This window comes from Delftia sp. HK171 (assembly GCF_001886655.1).
Lineage (GTDB): Bacteria > Pseudomonadota > Gammaproteobacteria > Burkholderiales > Burkholderiaceae_C > Comamonas > Comamonas acidovorans.
The window spans coordinates 948371-961337 of the sequence record NZ_CP018101.1 but is presented as its reverse complement, the minus strand read 5'-3'; the positions used below and the strand labels follow the sequence as shown (position 1 = coordinate 961337).

Sequence of the window (12967 nt, the reverse complement as noted above, 5' to 3'; positions counted from 1 at the left end):
ACCGCACCCGCCCATGCCGCCCATGCCGGCCATGTCACCGATGTCGCCCATGCCCGAAGGCCGCTGGCCCTGGCGCCGCTGGCGCACGGCCTGGCGCCGCTGGTCGCTGTGGAGCCTGCTGGTCGCCCTGGTCCTGAGCATGCTCGTCACCATGGTCTGGCTGGCCGGGCGCTACGAGGCCTCCCAGGTCCAGGACAAGCTGGAGCGCGACACGGCCAATGCCGTGGCCGACATACGCGCAGCGCTCAACCGCAACCTGCAGGACCTGCAGGCGCTGAACGCGCCCGACAACGAGCCCGCCGAATGGAAGACCCGCGCCGCCGAGCTGCTGCAGGTGCGCCGCGAGCTGATGCGCATCGAGTGGCGCGACGCGGGCCTGCAGATCCGCTCCCATGCCGAGACCCCCTATCGCAACGTGCAGTGGGAAGACCAGCTGCGCACGAACAACACCCACCCCGAGGCCGTGCTGACCTGCACGCACGCGCGCCGCCTCAACGGCCCCGCCTACTCGCCCAGCTACTTCCAGCTGCTGGCCGAGGGCCTGGGCACGGAGATGATGGAGGTCTGCCTGCCGCTGACACAAAGCGGCCACATCATCGGCTTCGTCATCGGCACCTACAGCCTGCAAAGCCTGCTGATCACCCAGGTCAGCAAGAACCTGCCGCGCACCCAGGAAGTGTCCTTCACCGAGCCCGACGGCACGCGCCTGGCCCTGCTGGGCGCCTCCTGGCGCGGCACGCGCATGTTCACGGCGCAGCAGCTGCTGGACCTGCCCGGCAGCACCCTGGTGCTGCGCATGGACAGCTGGCACCGCGCGCCCAGCGTGTTCCCCAACGTGCTCACGGCCCTGGTGACGCTGATGTCCATCGCCCTGGTCTCCGTGGTCGCCGTGCTGGTGCGCGACAACCGCCGCCGCCTGCGTGCCGAGCGCGACCTGGGCGATGCGCTGGCCTTTCGCAAGGCCATGGAGGACTCGCTGGTCACGGGCCTGCGCGCGCGCGACCTGCAGGGCCGCATCAGCTATGTGAATCCGGCCTTCTGCAACATGGTGGGCTTCACGGCCGAGGAGCTGCTGGGCCTGAGCATCGCGCCCTACTGGCCGCCCGAGCGCGCCGAAATCTACGCGCGCCGGCGCGACAACCGCCTGTCCGGCAACGCACCGCCGCCGCGCGAGGGCCACGAAAGCATCTTCATGCGCAAGGACGGCACACGCATTCCGGTGCTGATCTTCGAGGCGCCGCTGATCAACGCCCAGGGCCAGCACACGGGCTGGATGAGCGCCTTCATCGACATCAGCGAGCAAAAGCGCATGGAAGAGATCTCGCGCGCCTCGCAGGAGCGCCTGCAGGCCACGGCCCGCCTGGCCACCGTGGGCGAAATGGCGTCGCTGCTCAGCCATGAACTCACCCAGCCGCTGGTGGCCATCTCCAGCTACGCCACGGGATCGCTGAACATGCTGGGCAGCGACGACGGTGCGGCAGGCAGCGCCGGCAACGAAGCCCATCTGCGCCAGCAGTTGCAGGACTTGCGCATGGCCATGGAGCGCATCAGCTTCCAGGCCGACCGTGCAGGCCGCGTGATCAAGAGCGTGCGAGACTTCGTGCGGCGGCGCGACCAGTCACGCGAAGTCATAGGTGCCGCCGAACTCATAGACGCCGTGCTGCCGCTGGTCAGCCTGCAGGCGCGCAACCTGGGCGTGCGCGTGACCACCGATATCGAGCCCGGCCTGTCGCCCGTGCTCTGCGATCCGACCATGATCGAGCAGGTGCTGCTCAACCTGGCGCGCAACGGCATGCAGGCCATGGACTCGCCCGAGACCGTGGACCGCGAACTGCAGTTGCGCGTGCGGCGTGCGGCCGCCAGCACGCGCCGCAGCTGGGTGGAATTCGCCGTCATCGACTGCGGCAGCGGCATCCCCAAGCATGTGGCGGAGCAGTTGTTCACGCCCTTCTTCACCACGCGCAACGAGGGCATGGGCCTGGGCCTGAGCCTGTGCCGCACCGTGGTCGAACAGCATGGCGGCCACCTGCAGCACAGCCCGCACAGCCCGCGCGGAACCGTCTTCGCCTTCACGCTGCCGACCCACAACACGGCACAGGTGGAACCATAGATGGAACAATAGGCCCATGGAACCTGTACCCGACGCCACCGTCTACATCGTCGATGACGACACCGATGTACGCGAAGCGCTGGCCTGGCTGCTGCGCTCGCGCCGCCTGCTCAGCGAATGCTATGACAGCGCAGAGGCCTTCGACGCCATGCTGCAGTCGCGCCCGCCGCCACGCAATCCCTGCTGCCTGCTGCTGGACATGCGCATGGGCGGCATGAGCGGGCTGGCGCTGTTCAACCTCATGCTGGAGCGCAACCAGATCGCGGGCATGCCCGTGATCTTCCTGACCGGCCATGCCGACGTGCCCACGGCCGTGGACACGGTCAAGCGCGGCGCCTTCGATTTCTGCGAGAAGCCCTTTTCGGACAACGCGCTCGTGGACCGCATCGAGCAGGCGCTGGAACTGTCAGCCCAGCACCAGGCCGAGACCCGTGCGCGCGAGGCCGTGCGTGCGCGCTTCAACGAACTGACTGAGCGCGAGCGCGACGTGATGCGGCTGGTGGTGGAGGGCATTCCCAACAAGCTCATCGCCGACCAGCTGGACATCAGCGTGCGCACCGTCGAAGTCCACCGCGCGCGCGTCTTCGACAAGATGCAGGTCAAGTCGGCTGTGGAACTGGCCAACCTGCTGCGCACGCACGGCTGACGTCTTCAGAAATACGTGGCGATCACGTCCACCACGTCATAGCGGTCATTGACGACGGCCATCTGCCGCCATTTGTCGAAGGTCAGGCAGGGGTGGGAGATGTCGAACGCCAGCATGTCGCCGACGCGCAGGCCATCGTCCTCGGCCACCTTCAGGAAAGCATGCTGGTCCATCATGGCCGTGACCTCCCAATAGGGCGGTGCGGCCACCGGCGCGGCATCACCGGGGCGGTAGCGCAGCGCGGGCCGGGGCGGCACGGCCTCGAAGGCGGTATCGCGCTTGCCCAGCGCCACGATGGCGCGGCCGGGCTCGGGCAGTGACTGCACATAGGCCCAGACCTGCAGCGCAGGCAGCAGGCTGGCACGCATCTGCTGCGCCACGGGGTTGGTCTGGTCGATGCGCTGCTGCGCTGCCTGGTAGATGCCCGCGTCATGCGTGAGATAGCAGCCGGGGCGCAGCACCAGATCCAGGGGGCCGCCAATGTCGGCCTTGCCGAATTCCTGGGCCACCACGTCGTACCAGGCCGAGCCGGCCCCCGTGAGCACGGCCGGGCTGCGCTGCAATCGTCCGTCGCTTGCGAGCCGCTCAAGCCAGTGAACGGCTCGCCGCAGCAGGGTGCGGATGGCATCCTCTTCCTTGAGCACGCCTTCGTAGACCTCGATGCCGGCCAGTTGCACGGCCGCGCCAGCCCTTGCCAACGCGTCCAGCAGCGGCTGCATCTGCGCATCGGAGCGCACACCCGTGCGCCCGCCGGGCGGGCCCAGCTCGATCAGCACCTGCACGGACTGGCCCGCCGCGCCAAAGAAGGCCGCCAGTTGCTCGACCTGCTCGGCGCAGTCCACCAGGCAGAAGAACTCGAAACCGGGATCGGCCAGCAGCTCGGCCACGGCGGCCATATTGCGCCGTCCGATCAGCTGGTTGGCCATGAGCACGCGGCGCACGCCGTGGGCATGGGCCACGCGTGTCTGCTGGGCGGTTGCCAAGGTGATGCCCCAGGCGCCCGCATCAATCTGCTGGCGGAACAGGCGGGGCGCCATGGTCGTCTTGCCGTGGGGCGCGAGCTTGGCGCCGTAGGCGTCCACAAAGCGCTGCATCCAGGCCAGGTTGTGCGCCAGGCGCGACTGCGAGAGCACGGCGGCCGGCAGGCCCAGATCCTCGCGCAGCAGGTTCCAGCCCTGCGCTGCGGCGTCCTGCGGCGCGCTGGGCGCCGACAGTGCACCCAGGCCCTTGTCGAGCGGGCTGACCACGTCGGCCATGCCTGCTGTGCTTGCTTCACTCATACGACTCCCCATTGATGGATGGGTGCCAGCATAGGGCAAGGCAGGTGGCCACCCACGCAAAAACGCCCCGCGTTGCGGGGCGTTGCATCCGGGCCAGAGCCGGGATCAGCGGGGCTGCTGGTACTGCGGCTGCTGGTATTGCGGCTGCTGGTACTGCGGCTGCTGTTGATACTGGGGCTGCTGCTGTTGCTGCGGGATCTCGCCCACGAAGATTTCCACGCGGCGGTTCATGGCGCGGCCGCTGGCCGAGTCGTTGGAAGCCACGGGCTGGTGCGACCCACGGCCTTCGGTGGCGATGCGAGCGCCCGAGACGCCGCGCATGGTCAGGTAGTTGCGCGTGCTGTTGGCGCGGTCCAGCGACAGCGGGTTATTGATGGCGTCCGAGCCCGTGCTGTCGGTGTGGCCGATGATGCGCACCTCGGCATTGGGGTTGTTGCGCAGGCCTTCGGCGAAGCGGTCCAGGATGGGGGCGAAGTTGCCCTTGATGTCGGAACGGTTGGTATCGAACGAGATGTCGCTGGGAATGTCGAGCTTGAGCTGGTTGTCGGCCGTCTGGCTCACGTTCACGCCCGTGCCCTGGGTGGCCTGCTCCATCTCGCGCTTTTGCTTTTCCATGTTCTGCGACCAGATGTAGGTGCCCAGTGCACCCACGCCGGCACCGATCACGGCGCCCGTGCCGGCCCTGCCGCCGGTGACCGCGCCCAGCACGGCGCCGGCTGCAGCGCCCACGCCAGCACCCGTGGCCGTGCGGCGCTGGGTGTCGCTCATGTTCGCGCAGCCGGAGATGAACAGTGCGGCAGCCGTTGCGGCGGCCAGAACGATGTGCTTGCGCATGGGAAACTCCTTTTTGAATCTTGGGAACGCACCGTGCGGTAGCGCCAGGGTCCCCATTGTGGAAAGCAGGCTGCGCACAGCCTATCAGTGCGGGCAGGGCATACCCGTAGGACGGCGCCCGCTCCGCGAGGCTGCCTCCACGGCCGTCATGGGCCGCTGCGATCCTGCCCGGGAGAGGGTTTGTCTGGAGACGGATGCGAATCCCGTGGCGTGTCCACGGGCAACTCGCCCTTGCGGCGCCCGGAGAACATGGTCCACCACACAATAGCGACCAGAATCACCAAGGCCAGCAGTGCTTCGAGCAAAATCAACCCCATGAATTTCCACCTCCTGCGCCATGCCGCGATGGCGCTGATTGTAGGGACGCTGGTCGCCTGCACGACCACCACCAAGCCGGTCTATGACCCTTCGCCCGTGCCCGACCTGCAGCCGGGAGGCCCGGTCACCGTGACACCCAGGCCCCCGCTGGTCACCAGCACCCCCACCAAGAGCCGCTGGATCGCAGCCGACTGGAGCGAATTGCCCGGCCTGCAGGAAGACGCGCTGCACGAAGCCTGGAATGCCTGGCTCAAGAACTGCGAACGGCCCAGCTCGGTCTTCGCGGGCCTGTGCCGGGACGTGCGCCAGCTGAGCATTGCCACGGGCGACGAGCAGCGCGCCTGGCTCATGGCCAATCTGCAGCCCTACCGCATCGAAGCGCTGGGCGGTGGCCCGGACGGCATGCTGACCGCCTACTACGAGCCGCTGTTCGAGGCACGGCGCCTACCGGGCGACGGCTTCAACGTGCCGCTGTACAAGACGCCGGCCGGCGCCGGCTTCGGCAGCCGCAAGCCCTGGTTCTCGCGCCAGCAGATCGAGACGATGCCCGAGGCCCAGGCGGCCCTGGCAGGCCGCGCCATCGCCTGGCTGCGCGACCCCGTCGATGCGATGGTGCTGCACATCCAGGGCTCGGGGCGCCTGAACATCACCGAGCCTACAGGTGCGCAACGTACGATCCGCGTCGCCTTTGCGGGCACCAACGACCAGCCCTACAAGAGCGTGGGCCGCTGGCTGCTGGACCAGGGACTGGTGCGCGACGCCACCTGGCCCGGCATCAGCGCCTGGGTGGCCGCCAACCCCGGCCGCGTCAACGAAATGCTGTGGAGCAACCCGCGCTATGTCTTCTTCCGCGAGGAGCCGCTGGAAGGCCTGGACCTGCAATTCGGCCCCAAGGGCGCCCAGGGCGTGGCCCTGACGCCAGGCCGCTCCATCGCCGTGGACAAGCAGAGCATTCCCTACGGCACGCCGGTCTGGCTGTCCACATCCGGACCCACCGTGGCCCTGAACCGCCTGGTATTCGCCCAGGACACCGGCAGCGCCATCGTCGGCGCCGTGCGCGCCGACTACTTCATGGGCTGGGGCCCAGAAGCCGGCGACCTGGCCGGCCGCATCAAGCAGAACCTGCGCCTGTGGGCCTTCTGGCCGCGCAGCCTTGCCAGCCAGGCGCCGCACTTGAGGTGACCCCCTGAGCGGCTACGCCGCTTCCCCTCTCTACTCGCTCCGCGAGGGAGGGGGACGACAGCCTCGCTTTGGGGTGCGCCGGTTTTATCCTTTGCGCCAAGGCTCGCCCCCCCCGCATGGCACAAGACCAGCGCAGACACACCTCTATCCACTGTCCCTCGCTCTGGCGCGGCCCAACGCCAGGGGCGCCAAGCAAGAGCAGCCTCGCTGCGAGGGCGCCGTCCCCCTCAGGGGGAAGGCGCGCAGCGCCTCAGGGGGTATCGAAGTACCTCGTGACGCGCGGCGGTTCCTTGCCCTTGTGATAGGCCAGCTTGCGGTCGCGCAGGGCCACGTCGGCGGCGGTGACGCGGTCGAAGCGGCGCAGGTGCTCGGTCCAGGACTCGTCGATGATCTGCTCCACGTAGCGCTCGGGGTGGCTCATGCTGTGCAGCAGGCTCCAGCCCAGCGCGCCCTGGCGCATGCGGCTGCGGCGGCTTTCCTGCATGAGGGCTCGGAAGGCCTCGGCCTGGGTGGGGTCGATCTGGTACTCGATGGTGACGACCACGCGGCCGGCTTCGGGGATGTTGACCTCGGGGCGCTGGAAGGCCTTGGAGGGGCTCAAATCCTCCTCGATCTGGCGGTCGCGCACCAGGCGCTGGACCAGCAGCATGCAGACCACGCCGCTGGCGGCGGCCACCATGAGACTGCCCCGCACGCCCACCATGCTGGCCACCTGTCCCCAGAGCGCGGCGCCTGTCGCCGTACCGCCCATGATGGACATCTGGTAGATGGACATGCCGCGCGCCCGCACCCAGTTGGGCAAGGCCATCTGGGCCGAGACGCCCAGCACGTTGGCGGTGGAGATCAGCGCCATGCCGGCCAGCATCATGGCCGGCACGGCCATGTAGACATTGGGCGACAGGGCCACGGCCAGCGTGGCCAGCGCATGCACGGCGGAGCCCGACCGGATCAGACTTTCCTTGGACATGGCCTGGCGCAGGCGCGGCAGGAACATGGCGCCCACGATGGCGCCCGCACCCATGGAGGCCAGCAGCAGCGTGAAGGTCTCGGCGCCGCCCCCGCCCTCGGTGGGGCCGTGCAGGCGCTGGGCCACCAGGGGCAGCAGGGCCATCACGGCCGTGCACTGCAGGAAGAAACACACCGTGCGCGCCAGCACCGCATGCATGCGGGGCGACTCGCGCACGAACTGCAGGCCCACGCGCATGGCCGAGGGCAGGCGCTCGCGGCCCAGCGGGTTGGCCACATGGCGGCGCTTCCAGCGGATCAGCACGATGCCCGAGAGGATGGACAGCACGGCGTTCAGCACGAACACCCATGCGCTGCCCAGGCTGGCGATGATGGCGCCGGCCACCAGGGGGCCGATGATGCGCGAGGCGTTCATGGCCACGGCATTGAGCGCCATGGCCGAGGGCAGGTGGTGCTTGGGCACGAGCTCGGGAATCAGCGCCGAGAACACGGGCCAGCGCATGGCCAGGCCGATGCCGTTGGCAAAGGTCAGCACCAGCAGCCAGTGCGCCGTCATCTGGCCGGACAGCACGAACAGGCACAGCACCAGGGCCACGGCCGCCACCCAGAACTGGGTGACGATGAAGTAGCGGCGCCGGTCCAGGATGTCGGCCAGCGCGCCGCTGGGCAGGCCCAGCAGGAAGACGGGCAGCGTGGAGGCCGATTGCACCAGGGCCACCAGCACGGGCGAGGTGGTCAGCGAGGTCATGAGCCAGGCCGCCGCCACATCGTTCATCCACATGCAGGTGTTGGCCGCCATCCAGATCAGCCAGAGCATGCGGAAGGTGGGGCCGGACAGCGGCGCCCAGACGCCCTGCTGGGCCTGGGCCGTCTTCTGGCCTTCGGCCTCGGCAGCCGCCTTGTCGGCGGCCGTCATGCCTGACGGGTCTTCGATCAGGGTGCCCGGCGCCCCCATGCCCGAAGGCTCGGCCGGAGGCTGGGTGGAAGGCTCGGATTCAGAGGCAGGCGGCTGGGCGGGGACTGGTGTTGTTTGTTCTGCGGCCATGTGCCCCTGATTCTCGGCCCAAACGCGGGGGTGCGCCAGAAATGGTTGTTGCACTAAGAACCATGATCACTGCCTTGCACGGCAGGCGTTTTTTGCTCCTTTTTCAGGAGCACACTGTCGCTTCGGCGCGACCTTCACAGGCCAGTCCGCCGGCCTGCGGCTACTGGTCCGGCAGGCCCTTGCCCGCCATGGGCCCCAGCTGGGACAGGGGCAGCGCATGGCTGGACTTGATCTCGCCCAGCGAGAAACTGGTCTGCATGTCCTTCACATTGGGCAGGTTCAGCAGCGTGTTGCGCGCGAACTGCGCAAAGCTGTCCAGGTCGCGCGCCACCACCTGCAGCTCGAAGGTGCCGGTGCCGCTGATGTAGTGGCAGGTCACGACCTCGGGCAGCTTGCGGATGGCGTCCTCCATCTCCAGCGTCAGCGAGCCGGCCGTGCGCACGGCATCGAGCCGCACGAAGGCCAGCACGCCCAGGCCGATCTTGTGGCGGTCGATGTCGGCGTGGTATCCGCGGATGAAGCCCGCCTCCTCCAGCGCCCGCACACGGCGCCAGCAGGGCGCGGCCGACAGGCCCACGCGCTGGGCCAGCTCGGCATTGGTCAGGCGTGCGTCGGCCTGCAGGTGGCCGAGGATGGCAATATCGAATTTGTCCAAAGTTTGCACAAAACACCGTTTTCAAGAAAGATTCTTGCCAAGAATACTTGAAACAGCGCAAAGAAAGCAAAGACCTATCAGACGAGCACGAATACACTGAAAAAAGGCGATTTGGTTCAGACAACGAGTGCCGTGCATGCCTCTTTCCCGTTCCGGGCAGGACATGACAGGGCGCCGACCATCGATGGAGACAAGCCATGAATGCCCCACTGCCCGAAGACGTGCGCCGCGCCCTGGAGACGGTCACTCTCGACGACAAATACGCTCTGCAGCACGGCCGTGCATTCATGAGCGGAGTACAGGCCCTTGTGCGCCTGCCCATGCTGCAGCGCCAGCGCGACGCTGCAGCGGGCCTGAACACCGCAGGCTTCATCAGCGGCTACCGGGGCTCCCCGCTGGGCGGCTATGACCAGGCGCTATGGGCCGCGAAAAAGCACCTCGAATCCAACAACATCGTCTTCCAGCCCGGCGTCAATGAAGAGCTGGGCGCCACGGCCGTCTGGGGCACGCAGCAGCTGGATCTCTATCCCGAGACCAAGAAGTTCGACGGCGTCTTCGGCCTGTGGTACGGCAAGGGCCCGGGCGTGGACCGCTGCTCCGACGTGTTCAAGCACGCCAACATGGCGGGCACGGCCAGGCACGGCGGCGTGATCGCGCTGGCCGGTGACGACCACATCAGCAAGAGCAGCACGGCCGCCCACCAGAGCGACCACATCTTCAAGGCCTGCGGCACGCCGGTGTTCTTTCCCAGCAATGTGCAGGACATCCTGGACATGGGGCTGCACGCCTTTGCCATGAGCCGCTTCTCCGGCCTGTGGTCGGGCATGAAGACCATCCAGGAGGTGGTGGAGTCCTCGGCCAGCGTGTCGGTGGAGCCGGACCGCGTGAACATCATCCTGCCCGAGGACTTCCAGATGCCGCCCGGCGGCCTGCACATCCGCTGGCCCGATGCGCCGCTGGAGCAGGAGCAGCGGCTGATGAACTACAAGTGGTATGCGGCCCTGGCCTATGTGCGCGCCAACCGGCTCAACCACAACGTGATCGACGGTCCCAACGACCGCTTCGGCCTGATCGCCAGCGGCAAGGCCTACAACGACATGCGCCAGGCCCTGGCCGACCTGGGCCTGGACGACGACACCTGCCGCCAGCTGGGCATACGCGTGCACAAGGTCAACGTGGTCTGGCCGCTGGAGGCCACCATCACGCGCGACTTCGCGCGCGGCCTGCAGGAGATCCTGGTGGTGGAGGAAAAGCGCCAGGTCATCGAATACCAGATCAAGGAAGAGCTGTACAACTGGCGCTCCGACGTGCGGCCCAACGTGGTCGGCAAGTTCAGCGATGAGCACGGCGGCGAATGGTCGGTGCCCAATCCCAGCCAGGACTGGCTGCTGCGCCCCAATGCGGACCTGACGCCGGCCCTCATCGCGCGCGCCATCGTCCAGCGCCTGACCAAGATCGGCGTGCCCGAACACATCGCCCAGCGCATGCACGAGCGCATTGCCGTGCTGGACGCCCGCGAGGCCGCGCTCAAGGCCGCCCAGAGCCAGCCCACGGGCGACCGCGTGCCATGGTTTTGCAGCGGCTGCCCGCACAACACCAGCACCCGCGTGCCCGAGGGCAGCCGCGCCGTGGCCGGCATCGGCTGCCACTACATGACGGTGTGGATGGACCGCTCCACCAGCACCTTCACGCAGATGGGTGGCGAGGGCGTGACCTGGGTGGGCCAGGCGCCCTTCACCAAGGACGCGCATGTCTTCGCCAACCTGGGCGACGGCACCTACTTCCACAGCGGCCTGCTGGCGATACGCCAGAGCATCGCGGCCGGCGTGAACATCACCTACAAGCTGCTGTACAACGACGCCGTGGCCATGACGGGCGGCCAGCGCGTGGGCGAGCGGCCCGAGGGCCACTCGGTGCTGCAGATCATGAACAGCCTCAAGTCCGAGGGCGTGGCCAAACTGGTCATCGTCACCGACGAGCCTGCCAAGTACGACGGCGTGCCGCTGGCCGAGGGCGTGACCGTGCACCACCGCGACGAGCTGGACCGCATCCAGCGCGAGTTCCGCACCCTCAAGGGCTGCACGGCCATCATCTACGACCAGACCTGCGCCACCGAAAAGCGCCGGCGCCGCAAACGCGGCACGCTGGCCACGCCCGACAAGACCGTGGTCATCAATGAATTGGTCTGCGAGGGCTGCGGCGACTGCTCGGTGCAGTCCAACTGCCTGTCGGTCGAGCCGGTGGAGACCGAGTTCGGCCGCAAGCGCCGCATCAACCAGAACACCTGCAACAAGGACTACTCCTGCGTGAAGGGCTTTTGCCCCAGCTTCGTCACCATCGAAGGCGGCCAGCTCAAGAAGCCCAAGAAGGAGAAGAAGGGCGACCTGTCCATGCTGCCCGCCATCCCGGAGCCCGTGCTGCCGGTGGCCGAGCAGGCCTGGGGCATCGTCGTGGCCGGCGTCGGCGGCACGGGCGTGATCACCATCGGCTCGCTGCTGGGCATGGCGGCCCACCTGGAGGGCAAGGGCGTGATCACCCAGGACGCGGCCGGCCTGGCGCAAAAGGGCGGCTCCACCTGGAGCCACATCCAGATCGCCAACCGTCCCGAGGCCATCTACACCACCAAGGTGGACATGGCCAAGGCCGACCTGGTGATCGGCTGCGACCCCATCGTCACGGCCACGCCGACCACCATGTCCGTGATGCAGCCGGGCCGCACCTTCGTGGCGCTCAACAGCCACGGCTCGCCCACGGCAGCCTTCGTCACCAACCCTGACTGGCAGGCGCCGGACGACCGCTGCGCCAGCGCACTGGCCCAGGCCGTGGGCCCGGAGCTGCTGGGCAGCTTCGACGCCGAGCAGGTGGCCGTGCAGCTGCTGGGCGACAGCATTTACACCAACCCGCTGATCCTGGGGTACGCCTGGCAAAAGGGCCGCGTGCCGCTGTCGCATGCGGCGCTGATGCGCGCCATCGAACTCAACGGCGTGCAGGCCGACAACAACAAGGCCGCCTTCGAGTGGGGCCGCCGCTGCGCCCATGACCTGGCCGCCGTGCGCGCACTGTTCCAGACGGCCCAGGTGATCCAGTTCGTCAAGAAGCCCTCGCTGACCGAGATGGTGGCCAAGCGCGTGGACTTCCTCACGGGCTACCAGAACGCCGCCTATGCAGCCGAGTACCAGGCCTTCGTGGACAAGGTCCATGCCGCCGAGCGCGGCGTGGCGGGCTCCGGCACGCGCCTGTCGGAGGCCGTGGCCCGCTATCTGTTCAAACTCATGGCCTACAAGGATGAGTACGAGGTCGCGCGCCTGCACACCGATGCGGCCTTCAGCCAGCGCATCGCCGGCATGTTCGAGGGCGACTACCGCGTGGTCCACCACCTGGCGCCGCCGTCGTCGGCCGGCAAGGATGAGCACGGCCATCTGGTCAAGAAGTCCTACGGTCCCTGGATGCGCAAGGCCATGGAAGTGCTGGCGAAGATGAAGGGCCTGCGCGGCACGGCGCTGGACCCCTTCGGCCGCACGCAGGAGCGCCGCACCGAGCGCGCCCTGATCCAGGAATACCGCCAGTGCATCGAAGGCCTGCTGGCCGAACTCACGCCCGAGCGCCTGGCGCTGGCCGTGGAGATCGCCAGCATTCCCGAGGACATCCGCGGCTACGGCCATGTCAAGGAGCGCAATCTGGCAGCGGCCCGCATCAAGTGGAAGGCGCTGATGGCACGCTGGAGCGCACCGTCACGGGGTGCGGGCAGCACGGGCAAGCCCGCCGTCGGCGTCGCCTGAAACCACACGGACCGCCCCGCTCCAGGGGCCTCCTGTAAGATCGCTGCCGCCGTCCGCACCGCAAGGTGTGGGCGGCGCGGCTCCGTCAGGGTCCGTTTCATGGACCGTCAAGCCGGGCGCAAAAATCACGAAAAACCGCGCTCCACCCCTTT

8 protein-coding genes are annotated in these 12967 nt (G+C 68.0%); 4 read left to right on the top strand and 4 right to left on the bottom strand.

Going from position 1 to position 12967, the window contains the following annotated elements; genetic code table 11:
• Positions 1-22 precede the first annotated feature (22 nt).
• Both BO996_RS04355 and BO996_RS04350 read left to right on the top strand, forming a co-directional pair.
• Positions 23-2110, top strand: a complete 2088-nt coding sequence (locus tag BO996_RS04355; RefSeq protein ID WP_442856944.1) for a two-component system sensor histidine kinase NtrB — start codon at positions 23-25, stop codon at positions 2108-2110.
• Positions 2111-2126: 16 nt separating this feature from the next.
• Positions 2127-2756, top strand: coding sequence for a response regulator transcription factor (locus tag BO996_RS04350; protein ID WP_012202778.1), 630 nt, complete (start codon positions 2127-2129; stop codon positions 2754-2756).
• A 5-nt stretch (positions 2757-2761) separates the two neighbouring features.
• On the opposite strand, the gene BO996_RS04345 is transcribed toward BO996_RS04350, so the two are convergent.
• Both BO996_RS04345 and BO996_RS04340 read right to left on the bottom strand, forming a co-directional pair.
• Positions 2762-4036, bottom strand: a complete 1275-nt coding sequence (locus BO996_RS04345) for an amino acid deaminase (RefSeq protein WP_071954108.1) — start codon at positions 4034-4036, stop codon at positions 2762-2764.
• 105 nt (positions 4037-4141) lie between these two features.
• A complete protein-coding gene (locus BO996_RS04340) occupies positions 4142-4870 on the bottom strand; it encodes an OmpA family protein (RefSeq protein WP_071954107.1) in 729 nt (242 codons plus the stop codon).
• A 315-nt stretch (positions 4871-5185) separates the two neighbouring features.
• Here BO996_RS04340 and mltA point away from each other — a divergent pair, with 315 nt between their 5' ends.
• Positions 5186-6370: a murein transglycosylase A gene (gene mltA, locus BO996_RS04335; RefSeq protein ID WP_034389752.1), complete on the top strand. Its 1185-nt coding sequence runs from the start codon at positions 5186-5188 to the stop codon at positions 6368-6370.
• 250 nt (positions 6371-6620) lie between these two features.
• Here mltA and BO996_RS04330 read toward each other — a convergent pair whose 3' ends face one another.
• Positions 6621-8381 (bottom strand): MFS transporter, encoded by a 1761-nt coding sequence (locus tag BO996_RS04330; protein WP_034389750.1) that lies wholly within the window; start codon positions 8379-8381, stop codon positions 6621-6623.
• A 160-nt stretch (positions 8382-8541) separates the two neighbouring features.
• Positions 8542-9045: an Lrp/AsnC family transcriptional regulator gene (locus tag BO996_RS04325; RefSeq protein WP_071954106.1), complete on the bottom strand. Its 504-nt coding sequence runs from the start codon at positions 9043-9045 to the stop codon at positions 8542-8544.
• Between the two features lie 188 nt (positions 9046-9233).
• Between BO996_RS04325 and BO996_RS04320 the strand changes: the two genes are divergently transcribed.
• On the top strand, positions 9234-12815 hold the full coding sequence (locus BO996_RS04320; protein WP_034389748.1) for an indolepyruvate ferredoxin oxidoreductase family protein: 3582 nt from the start codon (positions 9234-9236) through the stop codon (positions 12813-12815).
• Positions 12816-12967: the final 152 nt, after the last annotated feature.

Bases quoted from the DNA above. Each gene is read 5' to 3' on its own strand.
- BO996_RS04355 (WP_442856944.1), top strand. From the start codon at position 23: ATGCCGGCCATGTCACCGATGTCGCCCATGCCCGAAGGCCGCTGGCCC.
- BO996_RS04350 (WP_012202778.1), top strand. From the start codon at position 2,127: ATGGAACCTGTACCCGACGCCACCGTCTACATCGTCGATGACGACACC.
- BO996_RS04345 (WP_071954108.1), bottom strand. From the start codon at position 4,036: ATGAGTGAAGCAAGCACAGCAGGCATGGCCGACGTGGTCAGCCCGCTC.
- BO996_RS04340 (WP_071954107.1), bottom strand. From the start codon at position 4,870: ATGCGCAAGCACATCGTTCTGGCCGCCGCAACGGCTGCCGCACTGTTC.
- mltA (WP_034389752.1), top strand. From the start codon at position 5,186: ATGAATTTCCACCTCCTGCGCCATGCCGCGATGGCGCTGATTGTAGGG.
- BO996_RS04330 (WP_034389750.1), bottom strand. From the start codon at position 8,381: ATGGCCGCAGAACAAACAACACCAGTCCCCGCCCAGCCGCCTGCCTCT.
- BO996_RS04320 (WP_034389748.1), top strand. From the start codon at position 9,234: ATGAATGCCCCACTGCCCGAAGACGTGCGCCGCGCCCTGGAGACGGTC.